This window comes from Escherichia sp. R1, from assembly GCF_003000935.1.
Classification (GTDB): Bacteria; Pseudomonadota; Gammaproteobacteria; order Enterobacterales; family Enterobacteriaceae; genus Escherichia; species Escherichia coli.
On the sequence record NZ_PSRU01000008.1, the window covers coordinates 191346 to 216021 of the forward strand.

Below are 24676 nucleotides of genomic sequence, written 5' to 3' on the forward strand. Positions count from 1 at the left end.
TCTCTCTACAATACTTCAACTAAATTATGCAAATTCTGCGGGCGCGTTAACTTTGCCTAAATGAATGGCATCCAAAGCAATCATTTTTTCTTCGTTAGTCGGAATAACGGCACAAATGACACGCGCATTTTCACTGGAAACAATTCGCTCACCACAGGAGTTAGAGCGATTATTCATTTCTGTATCAATCTCTAAGCCTAATACAGCCAAATGTTCCATGACCAGACGACGAATTAAGCTTGAATTCTCTCCTATTCCGCCGGTGAATATAATTCCATCCAGGCGACGTAATGAAGCTGCGTGTCCGGCAATATGACGGGCAATTCGGTGAACAAAGGTTTTAATTGCCAGTTGCGCGCGTTCGTGACCTTCATGCCAGGCTTTTTCCAGAACACGTAAATCCGAAGAAAGACCGGAAATACCTAATAATCCCGACTCTTTATTCACTACGCGTTCCAGGTCACCCAGGCTCTGGTTGGTTTGGCTGGCGACCCAGGACATCGCACCAAAGTCGACATCGCCACTGCGGGTACCCATCATCAAGCCTTCCAGCGGCGTCATTCCCATTGAGGTATCAACACTCTGACCGTTGCGAACCGCGCAGATTGACGCGCCATTGCCAAGATGCGCCACAACCAGGCCGGAGTCATCTTCCGCCAGATTCAGCAGCGAATGTGCGCGCTGGGAAACATAGCGGTGCGACGTGCCGTGGAAACCATAACGGCGTACACCTAACTCTTCATAATATTTCCACGGCAGGCCGTATAAATAAGCTTCCGGAGCCATCGTCTGGTGGAAACTGGTATCAAATACCGCCACCTGAGTTACGCCCGGAAATAATTGCTGCGCCGATTCAATACCACTTAAATTGGCGTAATTATGCAGGGGTGCCAGTGGAGAAACGCGACGGATATTATCAATGACTTCATCGGTAATAATGGCGGACTCGGTAAAAATACTGCCGCCGTGAGCGATGCGGTGGCCAATTAAGGCCACACTGTCATTTAAATTCCGTTTTTCCAGTTCAAATGCAATTGCCTTCAATGCACCTTCGTAGCTGTGGTGAGCCAGCGGTGCTGGCTCTCCCCCATTTACGGATAAGAATGCATTTTCCGAGTTAATACCGTCGGCAATACCTGACATTAATACTTCACAGTCGCTGGCATCGAGCACGGAAAACTTAATCGAAGACGAACCACAGTTAATAACCAAAACAACCGGAAATTCATTCATCTCTTTTCTCATCCTGAGTTACGGATTAAAACAGTTTGTATACGATGTTCAGGATGGTCAGCAGACCAATCACGGTAACAAACACGTTATCCAGACGACCACGGTATTTCGCCAGAGACGGCGCTTTACGGATGGCATACATCGGCAACAGGCACAGCAGGGATGCGATAATCGGTGCGCCCATGGCTTCAATCAGGTCAAGGATGTTCGGGTTGGCGTAGGCAACAACCCAGGTGGAGCCCATGATGAAGATCATGCTGATAGTGTTCAGTTTACCCAGCGACACTTTAGTTTTGTCGCCTTTATAACCAAACTTCAGGACCAGGCCATTCAGACCTTCCAGCGTTCCCAGATAGTGACCGAAGAAAGATTTGAAGATAGCCACGAGTGCGATGATGGAAGCCGCATATTCCAGTGTAATCGCGAACGTTGTTTTGGTACCGGTCATGGACGCAAAGTGGTTAGCCAGATAAGAAAGCACTGGAATATTCTGCGCTTTGGCTTCCGCCATGTTGGCCGGAGACAGAGTAAACAGGCAGCTAAAGGCAAAGAACATCACCACTGCAACCATCAGCATGCTGGCACGAGAAATGATTTGGGAACATTTACGTTCGGTGAAGTCGCGACCGAAGTCTTTCTCATACTCTTCACGCTTAGAAACCACGAAGGAAGAGACGATTGGCGAGAAGTTAAAGGAGAAAACCATGATGGAAATCCCCAGCCAGACAGTGATCAGGATACCGTCATGACCGGTTAACGACAGCGAACCGAGGTCAACCTGGTCGATAACTGCAGAGTTCCAGTAAGGGATCAGCGACAAAGAAATCAGCACCAGGCTGGCGATAAACGGCCATACCAGGTAGCTCATCACTTTAACCATCAGATCCTTACCAAACCAGATGACGAAAGCCATCAGCAGCAACAGGAACAGCGCCACAAAGCCGCGATTCAGCGGTGCAAAGCCGAGCTGGTTTTCCCAGAACGTCATAAAGGTATTGGTAATAGTAACGCCATAAATCCACAGCAGTGGGCAAATCGCGAAGAAGTACAGGAACGTGATAACCACGCCGCCAGTTTTACCAAAATGCTCTTCCACCGTTTCCGTAATGTTGCCGGAAGGGTTAGAGCCAGAAAGACACAGACGCGCCAGCGCCCGGTGGCAATAAAACGCGATGGGGTATGCCAATACCAACATCAGAAGAATCGGGATCAGTCCGCCAAAACCTGCGCGGATAGGGAAGAACAGCACCCCGGCGCCGATTGCCGTACCAAACAAGCCTAACGTCCATGTGGTATCTGATTTACGCCAGGACGATTGTTTTGTCTGGCTGGATACAATGCTATCTGAAGTACTCATATCCTATCCTCAACGAATTAATTAAGCGTCAACGAAACCGGTGATTTGAGAGACGCGAGAAAGATCGATATTGCCGCCGGAAATAATACTGACGGTTTTTCTGTTTTGAATATATTGGTCTAATTTACCGCTTAATAATGCAGCACATGCCAGAGCGCCTGCGCCTTCGGTGACGACTTTATTGCGCTGAATTAAGGCAATCATACTGTTTCTGATTTCGTCTTCGCTGACCAGCACGATGTCATCGACTAATTCACGAACGATTTCGTAAGTTAAATTACCCGGGCGGGAGACATCACAACCATCCGCCAGGGTGCCGGTAGTTCGGTGCGTGGTTATTTCTCCGGAGTGGAAAGAAGCCGCCATGCCGTGAACGTTTTCAGACTGTACGCCAATAACACGAATGGTCGGGTTAATAGATTTAATTGCCACCGCAATACCAGCAATTAAACCGCCACCACCAATTGGCACAATCACGTTATCGACATCATAGAGATCTTCCATAATTTCCAGACCAATCGTTCCCTGGCCAGCAATCACTTTCGGATCATCGTAAGGTGGGATAAAAATACGGCCTTCCATTTCGACAATTTCGCTCACTTTAGCGATAGTGTCGTTGAAGTTATCACCATGCAGAACGACTTCTGCGGAGTAGTCGCACGTTGCCGCTACTTTGGATTTTGGCGCACCTTTTGGCATCACCACTTTACCGTCGATACCCAGCATCGCGCAGGAGAGGGAAACCCCTTGCGCATGGTTGCCCGCAGAACAGGCCACCACGCCTTTGCGTTTTTCCGCATCGGTCAGTGAACTTAATTTATTAAATGCGCCACGAATTTTAAATGAACCCGTACGCTGCATATTTTCAAACTTCAGGAATATTTCACCTTTGCAACGTTCACTAAAATAGTTGGAGCGAGGCATGCCTGTTTTATAAATTCGCCCAGCCAGTCGTTGTTTCGCTTCAATAATGTCATCAATAGCAACCGGCAGATCGTATGTAATATGCATTATAAAACCTCTTCGCCTGAATTAAATATGTAGGTAACCGTAACCGACACCTGCAAGACAGACAGGTGGATTATTTATGTTTAAATAAAAACAAATAACTAACCAACTTCTATTAATTGCCTTCGTCTACACCCATTATAAGATGAATACTCTTTGGCTAATTCCACCAAAACCGATGCTGCTTTTTTAATACGATAATTTTTCGACCATACCGCGGCATATTGTGCCACAGGTAATGTTTCTTCAACCGGAATAGTAATAAATTGATTAGAACCAAAAGGTGACGTCATATCACAAGGAATTACAGTTAAGAAATCAGCATTGAGAACAAGATTATAAATTGTCACGACTGAGTCGGTTTTAACGATGTTTTCAATACTGATGCCATTTCTTTGTAACGTAGTAAGCAGTTCGCTGTAGTACCCCATATTAGTTTGTGGCAACACCCACTGTTCGTTCTTCAACGACTCCAGCGTGGTGGTGCCGGTGCATGTTCGGGACTTACTGGCTACCAGTACAAACTCGGACTCGAACAGCGGCTCAACATGTAAATCCTGAAGCTTCATTTCTGCACTTAACGTACCAATCGCAAAATCCAGTCGACCGTCGCGGATTGCCGGTAAGAACGAAGACAGTTGCGCTTCATACATAGAAACCTGCGCTTTCGGGAACACCTCTTTGAACTTGTTGATCATCCCTGACATAAAAGTAAAACCAATCAATGAAGGAAAACCAAATGAGACTTCCACCACCGCCTCAGAAGACATACCGCTTATCTCATTAACCATATTTTTCATTTCACGGGTAATGGATTCGGAACGGGAGAGTAACAATTGACCGGCAGGTGTTAATGTTACACCGGTATTTTTCCGCACCACTAATTCCACACCAAAATAATCTTCAATATCGTTAATGATTTTACTGACGGCCGGTTGAGTTAACCCTAATTCTTTTGCAGCCGAGCCGATAGAACCACTTCTAATGACTTCCTGAAAGACTACCAGGTGCTGCGTTTTCGGAAGAAGAATAGTGCTCATAACGACCTACGTTAATTACCTCATTGACGGCATGAAGTGTATCAAAATGAAATGAACAGGATATGTGCGACCACTCACAAATTAACTTTCAATACTTTCCAGAGTATCGTTATTACAATTAAATACCTTTAAATATCAACAAGTTAAAGTATAAAAATCAGCATAACCCCTGATTTTTGTCAAAAAAAATGACGGGGATAACCATATTTTATGGCGATAACATCATTCGTTATGTGGTTAATACAAAAAAGGGGCTGAGACCATATTTCAAGCAATTACCGGATAATTACCAGGCAAAATTTGAGTTAAATTTAATGAGCAAGTTCTCAAATTTTATTATAAATAAACCATTTTCAGTGATAAATAATGCGGCATGTCACATTTTTTCACGCTATTTGTTGGAGAACAAACATTTATTTTATCAATATTTTAAAATTTCGAATACATGTATTGATCATCTCGAACAATTGATTAACGTCAACTTTTTCTCTTCTGACAGGACGTCATTTTGTGAATGCAATCGTTTTCCATAAATTCTTCTCCCCTCATAGGCGACGAATAGCATTTTGTGTTGAGGATCACAAAACGAATAATTGCTGATCGCCGCGATAAGGTCAGACAAAGACAACAAGGGAAATTTTCACAGAGCTTTTGATCGGCGTAGGCCACAGAATGTTGCTTCGTTTACTGTAACGCCGGGTAAATGAGCGTTTTTTGATAGTGCGAAAGAACCCTGCGAGGAAAATAAGCATCTATTATTGTTTGTCATGATGACAAGGCAGGCATCAATGAAAGGCTTCCCAATTGCGCATATTTTTCACCCTTCAATCCCGCCAATGCACGCAGTGGTTAACAATCACAATAGAAATATTGATTATTGGACGGTAAAAAGAAAGTTTGCAGAAATTGTCTCCACCAATGACGTTAATAAAATTTACAGTATAAGTAATGAACTGCGGAGAGTATTATCTGCAATAACTGCATTGAATTTCTATCATGGCGATGTTCCTTCTGTCATGATCCGAATCCAACCGGAAAATATGAGTCCATTCATTATAGATATTTCTACAGGAGAACATGATGATTATATCATACAAACATTAGATGTAGGCACTTTTGCACCTTTTGGTGAACAATGTACTTGCTCAGCCGTCAATAAAAAAGAGCTGGAATGTATTAAGGAGACGATTTCTAAGTATTGTGCAAAATTCACCCGAAAAGAAGCCATCTTAACCCCCCTTGTGCACTTTAATAAAACCAGCATTACTTCAGATTGTTGGCAAATTCTCTTTTTTTCACCCGATCATTTTAATAATGATTTTTATTGATTATTTATAAAGGATAAAATAATGTTCCCTGTTTCATCAATTGGTAATGATATTAGTAGTGATTTAGTCCGTCGAAAAATGAATGACCTTCCTGAAAGCCCAACAGGAAATAACCTCGAAGCACTAGCACCAGGTATAGAAAAACTAAAACAGACCTCTATTGAAATGGTCACTTTACTTAACACGTTACAACCTGGTGGAAAATGCATTATCACTGGTGATTTTCAAAAAGAATTAGCGTACTTACAAAATGTAATTCTTTATAATGTCTCGTCTCTTCGTCTGGATTTTTTAGGTTATAACGCCCAAATTATTCAACGATCGGACAATACTTGTGAACTTACCATTAATGAACCGTTAAAAAACCAGGAAATATCCACAGGTAATATCAATATTAATTGCCCATTAAAAGATATTTACAATGAAATCAGGAGGTTAAACGTAATTTTTAGTTGTGGGACTGGAGATATCGTTGATCTATCCTCTCTGGACTTACGTAATGTCGATTTAGATTATTATGATTTCACAGATAAACATATGGCTAATACTATTTTAAATCCTTTTAAATTGAATTCAACAAATTTTACTAATGCCAACATGTTTCAGGTTAATTTTGTTAGTTCAACACAAAACGCCACAATCCCCTGGGATTATTTACTAAAAATAACGCCTGTTTTAATAAGCATTAGCGATATGTATTCTGAAGAAAAAATCAAGTTTGTCGAAAGTTGTTTAAATGAGCCTGGAGACATTACCGAAGAACAATTAAAAATTATGAGATTTGCAATTATAAAATCTATACCAAGGGCAACTCTTACAGATAAATTAGAAAATGAATTAACAAAAGAAATATATAAAAGCTCATCGAAAATCATCAATTGCTTGAACAGAATTAAATTACCAGAGATGAAAGAATTCTCATCAGAAAAAATATATGATTACATCGATATAATCATTGAAGATTATGAAAATATCAAAGAAAATGCTTATCTGGTCGTCCCCCAAATTAATTATACTATGGATTTAAACATAGAAGACTCTAGCTCAGAAGAGTTACTTTCAGATAATACCCTCGAGAAAGACGAAAATTCTCCGGACAATGGCTTTGAGGTCGGGGAATATAACACATATGAAGCATATAACTCAGAGAAGCAATATTTTACCAGAGAGGACTATACGTATGATTACGACCTTTTAAATGCAATATAGACTTAATAACTTCTTACAAAGTCTATTATTAATACCGTAGATATTTATTCATCTTACCCTGTGCACCAAAAGCAAAAACTCACTGACGCGGGTTTGAAACTGATGGCAACCGCAAAAATGCCTGATGCGCTACGCTTATCAGGCCTACGCCATCTCTGCAATATATTGAATTTGCGTGCTTTTGTAGGCAGGATAAGGCGTTCACGCCGCATCCGGCATGAATAAAGCGCACTCAACAATCTGAAACCCGCCGGAACGGTTTATTACGTACATCAGGTAAAACTGACCGATAAGCCGCTTTCTTTTGGGTATAGTGTCGTGGACAGTCATTCATCTTTCTGCCCCTCCAAAAGCAAAAACCCGCCGAAGCGGGTTTTTACGTAAACCAGGTGAAACTGACCGATAAGCCGCTTTCTTTTGGGTATAGCGTCGTGGACAGTCATTCATCTTTCTGCCCCTCCAAAAGCAAAAACCCGCCGAAGCGGGTTTTTACGTAAATCAGGTGAAACTGACCGATAAGCCGGGTTCTGTCGTGGACAGTCATTCATCTAGGCCAGCAATCGCTCACTGGCTCAAGCAGCCTACCCGGGTTCAGTACGGGCCGTACCTTATGAACCCCTATTTGGCCTTGCTCCGGGTGGAGTTTACCGTGCCACGGACTGTTACCAGCCGCGCGGTGCGCTCTTACCGCACCCTTTCACCCTTACCTGATCCCGCTTGCGCGGGCCATCGGCGGTTTGCTCTCTGTTGCACTGGTCGTGGGTTTCCCCCCCAGGCGTTACCTGGCACCCTGCCCTATGGAGCCCGGACTTTCCTCCCCTCCGCCCGTCTCCCCCGAAGAGGACGACGACGAAGCGGCGACTGTCTGGTCAGCTTCGGCGCGCAGTATAGAGGGTTTGCGCGCCCTTGTCACCCCGCGTTGCGCATTCCAATCGCCAGTGTCGCGGCGATATTACGTGAAGCACGGCAGATATTGTCATAAGCCCCGCGGAATGCTTCGTCCAACGTACCTATGCTGGTCAATACGCTGAAGACCGCATCAATGCCATGCTGATGTACAACGCCAACATCATCGGTCAGGCTACCCGCAATGCCAATCACCGGTTTATGGTACTTCTTCGCCACGTTTGCGACACCAATCGGTACCTTCCCGTGAATACTCTGGCTGTCAATACGCCCTTCACCGGTGATCACCAGCGTACAATCGTGAATATGTTCCTCCAGATTCAGCGCCGTAGTGACGATTTCAATACCACTTTTCAGTTCCGCACCAAGAAACGCCATTAGCGCCGCGCCCATACCACCCGCAGCTCCTGCACCGGGGACATCTTTCACATCAACATGCAGCGCTTTTTTAATGACCTCGGCATAGTGAGAGAGGTTATTGTCCAGCTCAACAATCATCGCTTCACTGGCTCCCTTTTGTGGGCCAAAGATGCGCGATGCGCCGTTATCGCCCACCAGCGGATTGGTGACATCACAAGCGACGCGAATGACGCAATCTTTTAAGCGCGGATCGAGGCCGGAAATATCAATATCATTCAGAGTATTAAGACTACCGCCGCCAAAACCAATTTCATTGCCGTTGGCGTCGCATAATTTCGCCCCCAGCGCCTGTACCATGCCTGCGCCGCCATCATTTGTAGCGCTGCCGCCAATGCCGATAATAATGTTTGTCGCACCGCTCTCCAGCGCCTGCAGGATTAACTCGCCTGTGCCGCGTGAAGTGGTCACGAGTGGATCGCGTTTTTCCGCAGGTACCAGCTCCAGCCCACTGGCCGCCGCCATTTCAATAAACGCGGTTTTGCCATCGCCGGAGATCCCCCAACTGGCATTCACTTTCTCGCCCAGCGGCCCTGTAACCCAGGCGTGACGTTCAGCCCCCTGGGTGGCTGCAATCATCGCTTCCACCGTTCCTTCGCCACCGTCGGCAACCGGAACAGAAACGTACTGTGCATCAGGAAAAATTTCCCGAAATCCTTTTTCTATCGCCTGCGCAACCTCGCTGGCAGATAAACTTTCTTTATAAGAGTCTGGGGCGATTACGATTTTCATACCTATGCCTGTTACCACATGACGCCGGAGGGCGTTTCTCTTATTCGGCCTGGATTCCAGGCCCGGATTGCAATACGCCATCCGGGCACGACGTCATTAACGAGTAACTTCGACTTTCGCCAGTTTTTCGTAGTAGCACGCCAGGGCGCTATGATCCGCCGTTCCTAAACCATCTGCTCGCAGTGCCTGCATCATCTCCATAACCGCAGCTGTGAGCGGCAGTTGTGCGCCGACGCCGTGAGAAGTATCCAGCGCATTCGCCAGATCCTTAATATGCAGATCAATACGGAAGCCCGGCTTGAAGTTGCGGTCCATCACCATCGGCGCTTTGGCATCCAGCACGGTACTGCCCGCCAGTCCACCGCGAATTGCCTGATAAACCAGGTCCGGGTTAACGCCCGCTTTAGTTGCCAGCGTTAACGCTTCTGACATCGCGGCAATATTCAGCGCCACAATGACCTGATTTGCCAGTTTGGTGACGTTACCTGCACCGATTTCCCCGGTATGCACCACGGAACCCGCCATCGCTTTCATCAAATCATAGTATTTGTCGAAAATAGCCTTGTCGCCGCCCACCATCACTGACAGCGTACCGTCGATGGCTTTCGGTTCACCGCCGCTCACCGGAGCATCCAGCATATCAATGCCTTTCGCTTTCAGCGCTTCGCTGATTTCACGGCTTGCCAGCGGTGCGATAGAACTCATATCGATCAATACCGTACCTGGCTTCGCGCCTTCAATAATGCCATTCTCACCCAGCGCCACCTCTTTCACATGAGGGGAGTTTGGCAGCATGGTTATGATGACGTCGCACTGTTCAGCGATCGCTTTAGCCGTAGACGCTGTTTCTGCACCTGCAGCAATCACGTCAGCAATAGCTTCTGGGTTACGGTCAGCAACCACCAGCGAGTAACCTGCTTTCAGAAGGTTTTTACTCATTGGTTTACCCATAATCCCCAGGCCAATAAAACCAACTTTCATAGTCATATCAATCATCTCTCTTGTTGCGGTGGTGGTTATTTTTTAAAGGTATCAGCCAGTTTCTGAGTGGCAGAGCGGAAGACGCCGAGATCGCTGCCGACAGCCACAAACGTCGCGCCCCATTCCAGATAACGACGCGCATCGGCTTCGACCGGCGCGAGGATACCGCTGGGTTTGCCGTGCGCGCTGGCACGGTTAAAAATGTGCTGAATTGCTTTTTGTACATCCGGGTGTGATGCATTGCCGAGATGGCCTAATGCCGCGGCCAGATCGCTGGGGCCGACGAAGATGCCGTCTACGCCTTCGGTAGCGGCAATGGCATCGACGTTATCTACGCCCTGCTGACTTTCTATCTGGACCAGAATAGTGATGTTCTTGTTCGACTGAGCGAAATAATCCGCCACGGTGCCAAACATATTGGCGCGGTGAGAAACGGAGACGCCGCGAATGCCTTCCGGTGGGTAACGGGTTGATGCCACCGCCAGCTCTGCTTCCTCTTTTGTTTCTACAAAAGGAATCAGGAAGTTATAGAAACCGATATCCAGAAGACGCTTAATAATTACCGGCTCGTTGGTCGGCACTCGCACTACTGGCGCGCTGGCGCTGCCTTTCAAGGCCATTAACTGCGGAATAAACGTGGAGATATCGTTTGGCGCATGTTCGCCATCCAGCACCAGCCAGTCAAACCCAGCCAAACCAAGAACTTCAGTGCTAATCGGGTTAGAGAGTGCTGACCAGCAACCAATTTGTACCTGTTTCGCAGCCAGTGCGGCTTTGAATTTATTCGGGAAAACATCGTTATTCATCGCTTATACCTTTGCTTATTTCTGCAATTCCATACGTTTAATGTCGCCAACTACGAAGAGGTAGCAGACCATCGCCATCAGCGCTGAACATCCCACGAAAACCAGTGCTGCATTGAAGGAGTGCAGTTCACTTACCAGGTAGCCAATCACCAGTGGAGTGACAATGGAGGCAACATTGCCAAAGACGTTAAAGACGCCGCCGCAGAGGCCAACAATCTCTTTCGGCGCGGTGTCAGAAATCACCGGCCAGCCCAGCGCACCAAATCCTTTGCCAAAGAAAGCCAGCGCCATCAGCATGACCACCAGCGTGGTGTTGTTGGTGTAGTTACATAAGATGATGGTGGAAGCCAGCAACATTCCCAGCACAATCGGTAGCTTACGTGCCAGGGTCAGGGATAAACCGCGTTTGATCAGATAATCCGAGAAGACACCTCCCAGCACGCCGCCCGCAAAACCACACAGTGCTGGAATCGAGGCGACCAGACCCACTTTCAGAATCGACATGCCTTTTTCCTGCACCAGATAAATCGGGAACCAGGTGAGGAAGAACCAGGTGATGGTGTTGATAAAATATTGTCCGAAAAATACGCCCAGCATCATGCGGTTAGAGAGCAATTGCTTGATGTAATGCAGTTTGGGTCCGCTTGCTGCCGCACTGCCCGGCTTTTTGTGGTCCATATCGACCACCGCGCCATTTTCAGAGATAAACTTCAGCTCTTCCGCAGACATACGTGGGTGATCTGTCGGGTTATGAATCAACTTGATCCACAGCGCCGTCAGCACAAAACCAATCACCCCCATAACGGTAAAGACGTGCTCCCAGCCCCAGGCGAAAGTCAGCCAGCCAAGCAGCGGCGAAAAGAGCGCCAGCGAGAAATATTGCGCCGAGTTAAAGATGGCGGAGGCAGTACCACGTTCTTTCGTCGGGAACCAGGCGGCGACAATTCGGGCGTTCGCCGGGAATGATGGCGCTTCCGAGAAGCCGAGCATAAAGCGCATAAAGAACATGGAGATCCCTGCCCAGGCCAGCGGGAACATATCAACAAAGCCTTGCAGGAAGGTGAATAGCGACCAGAAAAAGAGGCTGTAGGTGTAAACTTTTTTCGAGCCAAACTTATCAAGCAGCCAGCCGCCGGGGATTTGCATCAGCAAGTAGGCCCAGCCAAAAGCGGAGAAGATGTAACCCATCGAAACCGCACTTAACTGCAACTCTTTTGCCACTTCGGTACCAGCAATAGACAGCGTTGCACGATCGGCGTAGTTAACGGCGGTAACAATAAAAATAATCAGTAATATTAAATAGCGGGTATGCACGCCTTTCTTTTTTTCGTCAACGGTGTCCAGAATCATTTTATTTACCTCGGGTACTTATGCTGATTTTTATTATTATGGGGAAGGTGTTATTTATGAGTTTCATTTATGCCGTAACGACAATGAACTCGGGAATTAGTATAAGCAGCGCGAGAATAATAATCATTGTGCAAATGCTAATTTAATTAATACTATTTAAATATTATTTTGAGCATATGCACATAAGGTTGCGCGCTAAAGCACAGATTTGCGCTTTACCTTACCGGGCGGCACTGCAATCCCTGAAATGATTGACATTGATCACATTTCTGCGTTTAAACTCCTGACATTCTTATTTCACCCAATGAAGTCATTTATTTTTAAATGAGACCAGGTCCTCATTTTAATAACCCCTGGCTGGAGAATATTGCACAATGGCCAACATCGAAATCAGACAAGAAACGCCAACTGCGTTTTATATAAAAGTTCACGACACAGATAATGTGGCAATTATTGTTAATGATAATGGCCTGAAAGCAGGAACGCGTTTTCCGGATGGGCTGGAATTAATTGAACATATTCCCCAGGGGCATAAAGTCGCATTGCTGGACATTCCGGCTAATGGTGAAATTATTCGTTATGGCGAAGTGATTGGTTACGCCGTGCGTGCAATCCCACGCGGAAGCTGGATCGACGAATCAATGGTTGTACTACCGGAAGCGCCGCCGTTACACACGCTGCCACTGGCAACCAAAGTCCCGGAACCCTTACCGCCGCTGGAAGGATACACCTTTGAGGGCTATCGCAATGCCGATGGCAGCGTGGGCACCAAAAACCTGCTCGGTATCACCACCAGCGTCCACTGTGTGGCAGGCGTGGTGGACTATGTAGTAAAAATCATTGAACGCGATCTGCTACCGAAATACCCGAACGTCGATGGCGTGGTGGGGCTGAATCATTTGTACGGTTGTGGCGTGGCGATTAACGCACCGGCGGCAGTTGTACCTATCCGTACCATTCACAATATTTCGCTGAATCCTAACTTTGGCGGCGAAGTAATGGTGATTGGCCTGGGTTGTGAAAAGTTGCAGCCTGAGCGCCTGCTGACTGGAACGGATGATGTGCAAGCTATTCCAGTAGAAAGCGCCAGCATTGTCAGTTTGCAGGATGAAAAGCATGTCGGTTTTCAGTCCATGGTCGAGGATATTTTGCAGATCGCCGAACGCCATCTACAAAAACTGAATCAACGGCAGCGAGAAACCTGCCCGGCTTCAGAACTGGTCGTTGGTATGCAGTGCGGTGGCAGCGATGCGTTTTCTGGTGTAACGGCAAACCCGGCGGTTGGCTATGCGTCTGATCTACTGGTGCGCTGCGGCGCAACGGTGATGTTTTCAGAAGTAACGGAAGTGCGTGACGCGATCCATCTGCTGACACCACGCGCAGTGAACGAAGAGATCGGCAAACGGCTGCTGGAGGAGATGGAGTGGTACGATAACTATCTCAATATGGGAAAAACCGACCGCAGCGCCAACCCTTCGCCGGGCAACAAGAAAGGCGGTCTGGCAAACGTGGTAGAGAAGGCACTCGGCTCCATTGCTAAATCGGGTAAAAGCGCAATTGTTGAAGTGCTGTCGCCCGGTCAACGCCCGACTAAACGCGGATTAATTTACGCCGCGACGCCAGCCAGCGATTTTGTCTGTGGCACGCAACAGGTGGCTTCGGGTATCACAGTGCAAGTGTTTACGACCGGTCGTGGTACGCCGTACGGCCTGATGGCGGTACCCGTCATTAAAATGGCAACCCGCACCGAGCTGGCGAACCGCTGGTTTGATTTAATGGATATTAATGCGGGCACCATCGCTACCGGCGAAGAAACTATTGAAGAGGTGGGCTGGAAGTTGTTCCACTTTATTCTCGACGTCGCCAGCGGGAAGAAGAAAACCTTCTCGGATCAATGGGGGCTGCATAACCAGCTGGCGGTGTTTAACCCGGCACCGGTGACCTGATTTCTTTTGGAACGTCCCTCGCAAAACATGGCCTTAGTGCCATGTTTTTATTGTTTAAAGCCCCCACGTCCATTAATAATGCATTTGCATTACCTTAGTTCAAGCTTATAATTTGAGCAGAAAACAGGCTGTAAAAGGACAGTGAATCATGCCCGCTAATGCTCGCTCTCACGCTGTACTGACCACTGAATCAAAGGTCACGATACGCGGACAAACAACTATCCCCGCGCCAGTGCGTGAGGCCTTAAAACTGAAGCCAGGCCAGGACAGCATTCATTACGAAATTCTGCCTGGTGGGCAAGTATTTATGTGCCGACTGGGAGATGAACAGGAGGATCATACTATGAATGCATTTTTGCGTTTTCTGGATGCAGATATCCAGAACAACCCGCAAAAAACTCGTCCATTCAACATTCAACAAGGAAAGAAACTTGTCGCTGGCATGGACGTCAACATTGATGATGAGATTGGCGACGACGAATAATGGATTTTCCACAAAGGGTTAATGGTTGGGCGCTATATGCTCATCCCTGTTTTCAGGAAACCTACGACGCTTTAGTTGCCGAAGTCGAGACATTAAAGGGAAAAGTTCCTGAAAATTATCAGAGAAAAGCCGCCACAAAGTTATTGGCGGTAGTCCATAAAGTGATTGAGGAGCATATCACGGTCAATCCATCATCACCGGCATTCCGTCATGGCAAGTCGTTAGGCTCTGGGAAAAATAAAGACTGGTCACGGGTAAAATTTGGTGCTGGTCGTTATCGTCTCTTCTTTCGTTATAGTGAAAAAGAGAAAGTCATCATTCTGGGATGGATGAACGATGAAAACACTCTGCGCACCTACGGTAAAAAAACAGATGCCTATACCGTATTCAGCAAAATGTTAAAAAGAGGACATCCTCCTGCCGACTGGGAAACCCTCACCCGAGAAACAGAAGAAACCCATTGATGGTGTTCACAATGCCCGCCGAACGCATTCGTGTTGACCAGCGGGCATCCTTTCTCACTCCCCGACCAGAATCACTTCAACCCCAGCCTTTCGCAGTCCTTCCAGGCTATCCGCAGGAATGCCTTCATCAACAATGATCATGTCGATACGTTGAGTATCAATGATCTTATGTAAACTGGAACGATTGAACTTACTGGAATCGGTGACCACGATGATCCGTTCCGCAACTTCGCACATCCGACGGTTTAAACGAGCTTCATCTTCATTATGTGTGCTGACGCCGCGCTCCAGATCGATCGCATCTACACCAAGAAACAGCATATCGAAGTGGTAATTTTGCAGCGATTGCTCAGCCTGATCGCCGTAAAAAGATTGCGACTGACGGCGCAAATGCCCGCCGGTCATCAGCAGCTCAACGCCTTCCGCTTCCAGCAACGCATTAGCCACGTTCATACCGTTGGTCATCGCAATTACGTCAGTGTGCTTGCGCATCAGACGAGCAATCTCAAAAGTGGTGGTCCCGGAATCGAGGATAACCCGATGACCTGGCTGAATCAACTCAACGGCAGCTTTCGCAACGCTGCGTTTCATCGCGGTGTTCAGTGCGCTTTTATCTTCCACTGATGGCTCGACTGACGGCGTCGTGCTATCGCAGATCAACGCGCCACCATAGGCACGCACAGCGATCCCCTGCTTTTCCAGAAACGCCAGATCGTTGCGGATCGTCACAGTAGATACGCCATACAATGCCGACAGATCGTTAACCTGCACACTCCCTTGCTGTCGCAGACGCTGAATGATCTGTTCTCGTCGCTCGCTGGTGCCAGTCACTCGCTTCTCACCTGAAGCGTCGGTATTACTCATAGTAAGTCCTTTCGTAAAACTTTCGTTTCATTTCGTTTTGCCTATTAACGCCTTTCTATTAAGCAAATGCAAGCCCACCTTGCCCATTGACGCAAGCTACTCTCGTTTCAGTGACTTTCATTATGTTTCTTTTGTGAATCAGATCAGAAAACTATTATCTTTCGTTTTATTTTTATCTCACCATGACGCAGTATCAACTGAAACAAAACGAAAGATTAATATCGCAGTAATCTGAACTGGAGAGGAAAGTGAAACATCTGACAGAAATGGTGAGACAGCACAAAGCGGGCAAAACAAATGGAATTTATGCCGTTTGTTCCGCACATCCGCTGGTGCTGGAGGCTGCAATCCGCTACGCCAGTGCAAACCAAACGCCGTTACTGATTGAAGCAACCTCCAATCAGGTAGACCAGTTCGGCGGTTATACCGGAATGACGCCCGCCGATTTTCGCGGCTTTGTTTGTCAGCTCGCCGACTCGTTGAATTTCCCGCAGGATGCGTTGATTCTGGGTGGCGACCATCTGGGGCCAAACCGCTGGCAAAACCTGCCTGCCGCTCAGGCAATGGCCAATGCCGATGATTTGATTAAAAGCTACGTGGCGGCAGGATTCAAAAAAATCCACCTTGATTGCAGCATGTCCTGTCAGGACGATCCGATTCCCTTAACTGATGACATCGTGGCTGAACGCGCCGCCCGTCTGGCGAAAGTGGCGGAAGAAACCTGTCGTGAACACTTTGGCGAAGCCGATCTGGAGTATGTCATTGGTACCGAAGTGCCGGTACCTGGCGGCGCGCATGAAACCTTAAGCGAGCTGGCGGTCACCACGCCGGATGCCGCCCGCGCCACGCTGGAAGCCCATCGTCACGCCTTTGAAAAGCAAGGTTTGAATGCCATCTGGCCACGCATCATTGCCCTGGTGGTTCAACCCGGCGTCGAATTCGATCACACCAACGTTATTGATTATCAGCCCGCCAAAGCGAGCGCCTTAAGCCAGATGGTCGAAAACTACGAAACGCTGATTTTCGAAGCGCACTCTACCGATTATCAAACGCCGCAATCGCTGCGCCAGCTGGTGATTGACCACTTTGCCATTCTGAAAGTTGGCCCAGCGCTGACCTTCGCCCTGCGTGAAGCTCTGTTCTCTCTGGCGGCGATTGAAGAAGAACTGGTGCCAGCGAAAGCCTGTTCTGGTCTGCGTCAGGTGCTGGAAGACGTGATGCTCGACCGCCCGGAATACTGGCAAAGCCACTACCACGGTGACGGCAACGCGCGTCGTCTGGCGCGTGGTTATAGCTACTCGGATCGCGTGCGCTATTACTGGCCGGACAGCCAGATTGATGACGCTTTCGCTCATCTGGTACGTAATCTGGCGGATTCACCAATTCCGCTGCCGCTGATCAGCCAGTATCTGCCGCTGCAGTACGTGAAAGTTCGCTCCGGCGAGCTGCAGCCAACGCCACGGGAACTCATTATCAACCATATTCAGGACATCCTGGCGCAGTACCACACAGCCTGTGAAGGCCAATAAGCAAAACAAAGAGGAACACGCTATGCCAAATATTGTTTTAAGCCGGATTGATGAACGCTTGATTCACGGTCAGGTCGGCGTTCAATGGGTCGGATTTGCGGGGGCAAATCTGGTGCTGGTAGCCAACGATGAGGTTGCCGAAGATCCGGTACAACAAAACCTGATGGAAATGGTACTGGCAGAAGGGATCGCCGTACGTTTCTGGACGCTGCAAAAAGTTATCGACAACATTCATCGCGCCGCCGATCGACAGAAAATCCTGCTGGTTTGTAAAACACCCGCCGATTTCCTGACGCTGGTGAAAGGTGGCGTTCCGGTGAATCGCATTAACGTTGGCAATATGCACTACGCCAATGGCAAACAACAAATCGCCAAAACGGTTTCTGTGGATGCGGGCGATATCGCAGCATTTAACGACCTGAAAACCGCTGGGGTGGAATGCTTCGTTCAGGGCGTCCCGACAGAGCCTGCTGTGGACCTCTTTAAATTACTTTGAGGGATTCATCATGGAAATCAGCCTGTTGCAGGCATTTGCGTTGGGCATTATCGCCTTTATCGCTGGCCTGGATATGTTTAACGGCCTAACCCATATGCACCGCCCGGTGGTCCTCGGCCCGTTGGTCGGGCTGGTACTTGGCGATCTGCATACCGGAATTTTAACCGGCGGTACGCTGGAACTGGTGTGGATGGGGCTGGCCCCGCTGGCGGGCGCACAGCCGCCTAACGTGATTATCGGTACTATCGTCGGCACGGCGTTTGCCATTACTACTGGCGTGAAACCCGATGTCGCAGTAGGTGTCGCCGTACCTTTCGCTGTCGCAGTACAGATGGGGATTACCTTCCTGTTCTCGGTGATGTCCGGCGTGATGTCTCGCTGCGACCGGATGGCGGAGAACGCCGATACTCGCGGCATTGAACGCGTGAACTATCTGGCACTGCTGGCACTCGGCATTTTCTATTTTCTCTGCGCTTTCCTGCCTATCTACTTCGGCGCGGAACATGCAAAAACCATCATTGATGTCCTGCCGCAACGATTAATCGACGGCCTCGGCGTCGCGGGCGGCATCATGCCAGCAATCGGTTTTGCCGTGCTGCTGAAAATCATGATGAAAAACGTCTACATCCCCTACTTCATCCTGGGCTTTGTTGCCGCCGCCTGGCTCAAGTTACCAGTGCTGGCTATTGCTGCCGCTGCGCTGGCGATGGCGCTGATCGACTTGCTGCGTAAATCTCCTGAACCGACTCAACCTGCGGCACAGAAAGAGGAATTTGAAGATGGCATCTAATCAAACCACCCTGCCGAACGTCAGTGAAAACGAAGAAACATTGCTGACTGGCGTCAATGAAAACGTGTATGAAGATCAGAGCATTGGCGCGGAGCTGACGAAAAAAGATATCAACCGCGTCGCCTGGCGTTCCATGCTGTTACAAGCGTCTTTTAACTACGAACGTATGCAGGCTTCTGGCTGGTTGTACGGTCTGCTGCCTGCTCTGAAAAAGATCCACACTAATAAACGCGACCTGGCGCGCGCCATGAAGGGGCATATGGGTTTCTTCAATACCCATCCGTTTCTGGTGACGTTTGTTATCGGCATTATCCTTGCGATGGAGCGTTCTAAGCAGGACGTTAACAGTATTCAGAGCACCAAAATTGCCGTCGGTGCGCCGCTTGGCGGGATTGGCGATGCAATGTTCTGGCTAACGCTACTGCCGATTTGTGGCGGGATTGGAGCCAGTCTGGCATTGCAAGGCTCCATTCTTGGCGCAGTCGTCTTTATTGTGCTGTTCAACGTGGTACACCTGGGGCTGCGTTTTGGTCTGGCGCATTATGCTTACCGCATGGGCGTGGCGGCGATTCCACTGATTAAAGCGAATACCAAAAAAGTCGGCCATGCTGCGTCTATCGTTGGGATGACGGTAATCGGTGCGCTGGTGGCAACCTATGTTCGTTTAAGCACCACGCTGGAAATCACGGCGGGCGACGCAGTGGTTAAGTTACAGGCTGATGTTATCGACAAACTGATGCCGGCCTTCTTACCGTTGGTCTACACCCTGACCATGTTTTGGTTGGTACGCCGCGGCTGGAGTCCGCTGCGTCTGATTGCAGTTACCGTGGTTCTCGGCATCGTCGGTAAATTCTGCCATTTCCTTTAAATACAATGAGGTATTAGATGTTAAGTATTATTTTGACAGGGCATGGCGGGTTTGCCAGCGGCATGGAAAAAGCAATGAAGCAAATTCTCGGTGAGCAATCGCAGTTTATCGCCATCGATTTTCCGGAAACCTCAAGCACCGCGCTGCTTACATCGCAGCTTGAAGAGGCCATCGCCCAACTGGATTGTGAAGACGGCATTGTTTTTCTGACGGATTTGCTGGGCGGCACGCCGTTTCGCGTAGCTTCAACGCTGGCGATGCAAAAACCGGGCTGTGAAGTGATCACCGGCACCAATTTGCAACTGCTACTGGAGATGGTGCTGGAGCGCGAAGGGTTAAGCGGTGAAGAATTCCGTGTACAGGCGCTGGAGTGTGGACACCGAGGGCTGACCAGTCTGGTGGACGAGTTAGGCCGCTGCCATGAAGAATGTCCGGTCGAGGAAGGAATATGACACACGTTCTGCGCGCCAGAAGGCTGCTGACTGAAGAGGGATGGCTCGATGACCATCAGTTGCGTATTGCTGACGGTGTCATCGCAGCAATCGAACCGATTCCAGCGGGCGTGACTGAACGCGATGCGGAACTGCTCTGCCCTGCTTACATCGACACCCATGTACACGGTGGTGCGGGCGTTGATGTAATGGATGACGCGCCGGATGTACTCGACAAGCTGGCAATGCACAAGGCACGCGAAGGTGTCGGCAGTTGGTTACCGACCACCGTAACCACGCCGCTTAATACCATTCATGCGGCGCTGAAACGTATTGCTCAACGTTGCCAACGCGGCGGACCTGGTGCGCAAGTGCTGGGGAGTTATCTCGAAGGACCGTACTTCACGCCGCAGAATAAAGGCGCGCATCCGCCGGAGTTGTTTCGCGAGCTTGAAATTGCCGAGCTGGATCAGTTGATTGCCGTTTCTCAGCACACCTTACGTGTGGTAGCGCTGGCACCGGAAAAAGAAGGGGCATTGCAGGCCATCCGCCATCTTAAACAGCAAAACGTAAGGGTGATGCTGGGGCATAGCGCGGCGACCTGGCAACAAACCCGCGCCGCATTTGATGCTGGTGCCGACGGCCTGGTGCATTGCTATAACGGGATGACAGGTTTACATCACCGCGAACCGGGAATGGTTGGCGCGGGATTAACGGACAAGCGCGCCTGGCTGGAACTGATAGCCGATGGTCATCATGTGCATCCGGCGGCAATGTCGCTGTGTTGTTGCTGTGCGAAAGAGAGAATCGTACTGATCACCGACGCGATGCAGGCAGCTGGGATGCCGGATGGTCGCTATACGTTATGTGGTGAAGAAGTGCAGATGCACGGTGGCGTTGTCCGTACCGCGTCTGGTGGGCTGGCGGGCAGTACGCTGTCTGTTGATGCGGCAGTGCGCAATATGGTCGAGTTGACGGGCGTAACGCCTGCGGAAGCCATCCATATGGCGTCGCTGCATCCGGCGCGAATGCTGGGTGTTGATGGTGTTCTGGGATCGCTTAAACCGGGCAAACGCGCCAGCGTCGTTGCGCTGGATAGCGGGCTACATGTGCAACAAATCTGGATTCAGGGTCAATTAGCTTCGTTTTGATAGTTTGCTCCTTTATTGGGCCTTCACTTCCCCCGTAAGGCCTTTCTTTTTCTTTCGTTTTGATCTGTGCAGCGGTGTCGGATGCGACGCTAACGCGTCTTATCCGACCTACAGTTGGTGACCGCAAGGCCGGATAAAGCGTTTGCGCCGCATCCAGCAATCCCTTTTGCTTCCTTTATCTTTTCTTTCAACGATCACAAATTTCGTTTTATTTCTTTTTTCTCCATTGAACTTTCAGTTTCTTTTCTATAGATTTTAATCAACGAAAGACATCACCAAGTGAAATGAAACGAAAGGCAAGTGAAAGCGACAACGCCCGACGTCAAGTTCATCAGACTAAGGATTGAGTTATGCCAGAAAATTACACCCCTGCTGCCGCCGCAACCGGTACATGGACTGAAGAAGAGATCCGCCATCAGCCTCGCGCATGGATCCGTTCACTCACCAACATCGACGCGCTACGTTCCGCGCTCAATAACTTCCTTGAACCGTTACTGCGCAAAGAGAATCTGCGGATCATCCTGACCGGAGCCGGAACGTCGGCATTTATCGGTGACATCATCGCGCCGTGGCTCGCCAGCCATACCGGTAAAAACTTCAGCGCCGTACCGACCACCGATCTGGTCACCAATCCGATGGACTACCTGAACCCAGCTCATCCGCTGCTGTTGATCTCCTTCGGTCGATCCGGCAACAGCCCGGAAAGCGTCGCAGCCGTGGAACTGGCAAATCAATTTGTACCGGAATGCTATCACCTGCCGATCACCTGCAACGAAGCGGGCGCTCTTTACCAAAACGCGATCAACAGCGATAACGCGTTTGCCCTGCTGATGCCCGCAGAAACGCACGATCGCGGCTTTGCGATGACCAGCAGCATTACCACCATGATGGCCAGCTGCCTCGCGGTTTTCGCACCTGAGACGATCAACAGCCAAACCTTCCGCGACGTGGCGGATCGTTGCCAGGCGATCCTGACCTCACTGGGCGATTTCAGCGAAGGTGTGTTTGGTTACGCACCGTGGAAACGGATCGTTTATCTCGGTAGCGGTGGCTTACAGGGCGCAGCACGCGAGTCGGCGCTGAAAGTGCTGGAACTGACGGCGGGTAAACTGGCGGCCTTTTATGATTCTCCAACCGGATTCCGTCATGGACCAAAATCGCTGGTCGATGACGAAACGCTGGTGGTGGTATTTGTCTCCAGCCACCCTTACACCCGTCAGTATGATCTTGATCTGCTGGCTGAACTTCGCCGTGACAACCAGGCAATGCGTGTAATCGCCATCGCCGCGGAAAGCAGCGACATCGTCGCTGCCGGTCCACATATCATCCTGCCACCGTCACGTCACTTTATCGACGTTGAGCAGGCATTTTGCTTCCTGATGTACGCCCAGACGTTTGCACTGATGCAGTCGCTGCACATGGGCAATACGCCGGATACCCCATCAGCCAGTGGCACCGTTAACCGCGTGGTGCAAGGCGTAATCATTCATCCGTGGCAGGCATAAGAGGATCGCATTATGAGCATTATCTCCACTAAATATCTGTTACAGGACGCCCAGGCCAATGGCTACGCGGTGCCTGCTTTTAACATTCATAACGCCGAGACGATCCAAGCGATCCTCGAAGTGTGCAGTGAAATGCGATCGCCGGTGATCCTCGCCGGAACGCCGGGGACCTTTAAACACATCGCGCTGGAAGAGATCTACGCCCTGTGTAGCGCCTATTCCACAACCTACAACATGCCACTGGCGCTGCATCTCGACCACCACGAATCGCTGGATGATATTCGCCGTAAAGTCCACGCAGGTGTGCGCAGTGCGATGATCGACGGCAGCCACTTCCCGTTTGCCGAGAACGTGAAGCTGGTGAAATCGGTTGTTGACTTCTGCCACTCACAAGATTGCAGCGTGGAAGCAGAACTGGGCCGCCTGGGCGGTGTTGAAGATGACATGAGCGTTGACGCCGAAAGTGCATTCCTGACCGATCCACAAGAAGCTAAACGCTTTGTCGAACTGACTGGCGTCGACAGCCTGGCGGTAGCGATTGGTACGGCGCACGGCTTATACAGCAAAACGCCGAAGATTGATTTCCAGCGGCTGGCGGAAATTCGTGAAGTGGTGGATGTTCCTCTGGTGCTGCATGGTGCCAGCGATGTTCCGGATGAATTTGTCCGTCGCACTATTGAACTTGGCGTCACAAAAGTGAACGTTGCCACAGAATTAAAAATAGCCTTCGCTGGCGCGGTTAAAGCCTGGTTTGCGGAAAATCCGCAGGGTAATGATCCTCGTTATTATATGCGCGTCGGAATGGATGCGATGAAAGAAGTTGTCAGAAATAAAATTAATGTCTGTGGTTCAGCGAATCGAATTTCAGCATAATCATTAGTTTTTTATGATTTATCCCAATGTACTTCCCGATTAATATCGGGGAGTGCCTTAATGGAAAAGGAGATAACTAAACCTTAATAAATACATCACTACAATATCGCAACAATAATATATTTAAAAAAATTATATTATTCAACTTTATGGTGAGGATTACACAATGACCAGTCCAAATATTCTCTTAACCCGTATTGATAACCGTCTGGTTCACGGTCAGGTTGGCGTGACCTGGACATCCACCATCGGTGCAAATCTGCTGGTAGTCGTGGATGATGTTGTCGCTAACGATGATATTCAACAGAAATTAATGGGTATTACCGCGGAAACCTACGGCTTTGGCATTCGTTTCTTTACTATCGAAAAAACCATTAACGTCATCGGCAAAGCTGCACCACATCAGAAGATCTTCCTGATTTGCCGTACGCCACAAACGGTACGTAAATTGGTAGAAGGTGGTATTGACCTGAAAGATGTCAACGTCGGCAATATGCATTTCTCGGAAGGGAAAAAGCAAATCAGCAGTAAAGTTTATGTCGATGACCAGGATCTCACGGACTTACGTTTTATTAAACAACGTGGCGTGAATGTTTTCATTCAGGACGTCCCTGGCGATCAAAAAGAACAAATCCCTGACTAAATCTAAAATCGCCTTAATATTGGTTTGAGGTAATAAAAATGCATGAAATAACCCTACTTCAGGGATTATCCCTGGCGGCGTTAGTTTTTGTTCTGGGGATTGATTTTTGGCTGGAAGCCTTATTTTTATTCCGCCCGAGGTAATGACTCCAACTTATTGATAGTGTTTTATGTTCAGATAATGCCCGATGACTTTGTCATGCAGCTCCACCGATTTTGAGAACGACAGCGACTTCCGTCCCAGCCGTGCCAGGTGCTGCCTCAGA

At 48.8% G+C, this 24676-nt stretch carries 25 protein-coding genes, 1 other RNA gene and 1 pseudogene; 16 read left to right on the plus strand and 11 right to left on the minus strand.

Annotated features, from left to right (window positions below; all coding sequences use genetic code 11):
- Positions 1–24: 24 nt before the first annotated feature.
- The 4 genes from tdcD to tdcA all read right to left on the minus strand — a co-directional run bounded on the left by tdcD (position 25) and on the right by tdcA (position 4638).
- Complete coding sequence (gene tdcD, locus C4F37_RS12230) at positions 25–1233, minus strand: propionate kinase (protein WP_001295545.1); 1209 nt, start codon at positions 1231–1233, stop codon at positions 25–27.
- Between the two features lie 25 nt (positions 1234–1258).
- A complete protein-coding gene (gene tdcC / locus C4F37_RS12235) occupies positions 1259–2590 on the minus strand; it encodes a threonine/serine transporter TdcC (protein ID WP_000107723.1) in 1332 nt (443 codons plus the stop codon).
- A gap of 21 nt (positions 2591–2611) precedes the next feature.
- The gene (tdcB, locus tag C4F37_RS12240; RefSeq protein ID WP_000548347.1) at positions 2612–3601 is read right to left on the minus strand and encodes a bifunctional threonine ammonia-lyase/L-serine ammonia-lyase TdcB; all 990 of its coding nucleotides are present in this window, start codon (positions 3599–3601) and stop codon (positions 2612–2614) included.
- 98 nt (positions 3602–3699) lie between these two features.
- Complete coding sequence (gene tdcA / locus C4F37_RS12250) at positions 3700–4638, minus strand: transcriptional regulator TdcA (RefSeq protein ID WP_000104211.1); 939 nt, start codon at positions 4636–4638, stop codon at positions 3700–3702.
- A 314-nt stretch (positions 4639–4952) separates the two neighbouring features.
- Here tdcA and tdcR point away from each other — a divergent pair, with 314 nt between their 5' ends.
- The 3 genes from tdcR to C4F37_RS12265 all read left to right on the plus strand — a co-directional run bounded on the left by tdcR (position 4953) and on the right by C4F37_RS12265 (position 7175).
- Entirely contained in the window at positions 4953–5171 is a 219-nt protein-coding gene (tdcR, locus tag C4F37_RS27815) for a transcriptional activator TdcR (protein ID WP_001301311.1), read from the plus strand.
- Positions 5172–5426: 255 nt separating this feature from the next.
- A complete protein-coding gene (gene yhaB / locus C4F37_RS12260) occupies positions 5427–5966 on the plus strand; it encodes a protein YhaB (RefSeq protein WP_000675733.1) in 540 nt (179 codons plus the stop codon).
- A gap of 21 nt (positions 5967–5987) precedes the next feature.
- Positions 5988–7175: a YhaC family protein gene (locus C4F37_RS12265; protein WP_001774050.1), complete on the plus strand. Its 1188-nt coding sequence runs from the start codon at positions 5988–5990 to the stop codon at positions 7173–7175.
- Between the two features lie 500 nt (positions 7176–7675).
- Here the strand turns inward: C4F37_RS12265 and rnpB are convergent.
- The 5 genes from rnpB to garP form a co-directional block, all read right to left on the minus strand.
- Positions 7676–8052, minus strand: an RNA gene (rnpB, locus tag C4F37_RS12270) — RNase P RNA component class A.
- A gap of 32 nt (positions 8053–8084) precedes the next feature.
- The gene (gene garK, locus C4F37_RS12275; RefSeq protein ID WP_001300387.1) at positions 8085–9230 is read right to left on the minus strand and encodes a glycerate 2-kinase; all 1146 of its coding nucleotides are present in this window, start codon (positions 9228–9230) and stop codon (positions 8085–8087) included.
- Between the two features lie 96 nt (positions 9231–9326).
- Entirely contained in the window at positions 9327–10217 is an 891-nt protein-coding gene (gene garR / locus C4F37_RS12280; RefSeq protein ID WP_001303675.1) for a 2-hydroxy-3-oxopropionate reductase, read from the minus strand.
- Between the two features lie 29 nt (positions 10218–10246).
- Positions 10247–11017: a 2-dehydro-3-deoxyglucarate aldolase gene (gene garL, locus C4F37_RS12285; protein ID WP_001058209.1), complete on the minus strand. Its 771-nt coding sequence runs from the start codon at positions 11015–11017 to the stop codon at positions 10247–10249.
- A gap of 15 nt (positions 11018–11032) precedes the next feature.
- Positions 11033–12367 (minus strand): galactarate/glucarate/glycerate transporter GarP, encoded by a 1335-nt coding sequence (gene garP / locus C4F37_RS12290; protein ID WP_000599636.1) that lies wholly within the window; start codon positions 12365–12367, stop codon positions 11033–11035.
- A gap of 374 nt (positions 12368–12741) precedes the next feature.
- Between garP and garD the strand changes: the two genes are divergently transcribed.
- The 3 genes from garD (at position 12742) to yhaV (ending at position 15261) form a co-directional block, all read left to right on the plus strand.
- On the plus strand, positions 12742–14313 hold the full coding sequence (gene garD, locus C4F37_RS12295) for a galactarate dehydratase (protein WP_001273752.1): 1572 nt from the start codon (positions 12742–12744) through the stop codon (positions 14311–14313).
- Between the two features lie 148 nt (positions 14314–14461).
- Positions 14462–14797 (plus strand): type II toxin-antitoxin system antitoxin PrlF, encoded by a 336-nt coding sequence (gene prlF, locus C4F37_RS12300; protein WP_001307405.1) that lies wholly within the window; start codon positions 14462–14464, stop codon positions 14795–14797.
- The gene (gene yhaV, locus C4F37_RS12305; protein ID WP_000347275.1) at positions 14797–15261 is read left to right on the plus strand and encodes a type II toxin-antitoxin system ribonuclease toxin YhaV; all 465 of its coding nucleotides are present in this window, start codon (positions 14797–14799) and stop codon (positions 15259–15261) included. The genes prlF and yhaV overlap by 1 nt, the downstream gene beginning before the upstream one ends.
- Before the next feature lie 54 nt (positions 15262–15315).
- Here yhaV and agaR read toward each other — a convergent pair whose 3' ends face one another.
- Positions 15316–16125, minus strand: a complete 810-nt coding sequence (gene agaR / locus C4F37_RS12310) for an aga operon transcriptional regulator AgaR (RefSeq protein ID WP_000072187.1) — start codon at positions 16123–16125, stop codon at positions 15316–15318.
- Between the two features lie 248 nt (positions 16126–16373).
- Between agaR and kbaZ the strand changes: the two genes are divergently transcribed.
- From kbaZ to C4F37_RS27550, 10 genes and pseudogenes are all read left to right on the plus strand, one after another.
- Positions 16374–17654, plus strand: coding sequence for a tagatose-bisphosphate aldolase subunit KbaZ (gene kbaZ / locus C4F37_RS12320; protein ID WP_000681933.1), 1281 nt, complete (start codon positions 16374–16376; stop codon positions 17652–17654).
- 22 nt (positions 17655–17676) lie between these two features.
- The gene (gene agaV, locus C4F37_RS12325) at positions 17677–18150 is read left to right on the plus strand and encodes a PTS N-acetylgalactosamine transporter subunit IIB (RefSeq protein ID WP_001336162.1); all 474 of its coding nucleotides are present in this window, start codon (positions 17677–17679) and stop codon (positions 18148–18150) included.
- Between the two features lie 10 nt (positions 18151–18160).
- Positions 18161–18940, plus strand: coding sequence for a PTS N-acetylgalactosamine transporter subunit IIC (gene agaW / locus C4F37_RS12330; protein ID WP_000406209.1), 780 nt, complete (start codon positions 18161–18163; stop codon positions 18938–18940).
- Complete coding sequence (agaE, locus tag C4F37_RS12335) at positions 18930–19808, plus strand: PTS N-acetylgalactosamine transporter subunit IID (RefSeq protein WP_001295548.1); 879 nt, start codon at positions 18930–18932, stop codon at positions 19806–19808. Before agaW ends, agaE begins: the two co-directional genes overlap by 11 nt.
- A gap of 17 nt (positions 19809–19825) precedes the next feature.
- Positions 19826–20260, plus strand: coding sequence for a PTS galactosamine/N-acetylgalactosamine transporter subunit IIA (agaF, locus tag C4F37_RS12340; protein WP_000948824.1), 435 nt, complete (start codon positions 19826–19828; stop codon positions 20258–20260).
- Complete coding sequence (gene nagA / locus C4F37_RS12345) at positions 20257–21390, plus strand: N-acetylglucosamine-6-phosphate deacetylase (protein WP_001326623.1); 1134 nt, start codon at positions 20257–20259, stop codon at positions 21388–21390. The genes agaF and nagA overlap by 4 nt, the downstream gene beginning before the upstream one ends.
- Positions 21391–21740: 350 nt before the next feature.
- On the plus strand, positions 21741–22895 hold the full coding sequence (locus C4F37_RS12350) for an AgaS family sugar isomerase (protein WP_001114869.1): 1155 nt from the start codon (positions 21741–21743) through the stop codon (positions 22893–22895).
- Between the two features lie 12 nt (positions 22896–22907).
- On the plus strand, positions 22908–23768 hold the full coding sequence (gene kbaY / locus C4F37_RS12355) for a tagatose-bisphosphate aldolase subunit KbaY (RefSeq protein ID WP_000022766.1): 861 nt from the start codon (positions 22908–22910) through the stop codon (positions 23766–23768).
- Positions 23769–23934: 166 nt separating this feature from the next.
- A complete protein-coding gene (gene agaB / locus C4F37_RS12360; protein ID WP_000203711.1) occupies positions 23935–24411 on the plus strand; it encodes a PTS galactosamine transporter subunit IIB in 477 nt (158 codons plus the stop codon).
- A 38-nt stretch (positions 24412–24449) separates the two neighbouring features.
- Positions 24450–24548, plus strand: a pseudogene (locus tag C4F37_RS27550) (PTS galactosamine transporter subunit IIC); the annotation flags it as partial.
- Between the two features lie 16 nt (positions 24549–24564).
- Here C4F37_RS27550 and C4F37_RS12365 read toward each other — a convergent pair.
- Positions 24565–24676: IS1 family transposase (locus tag C4F37_RS12365; protein ID WP_001691633.1), on the minus strand; the 112-nt coding region annotated here is incomplete at its 5' end.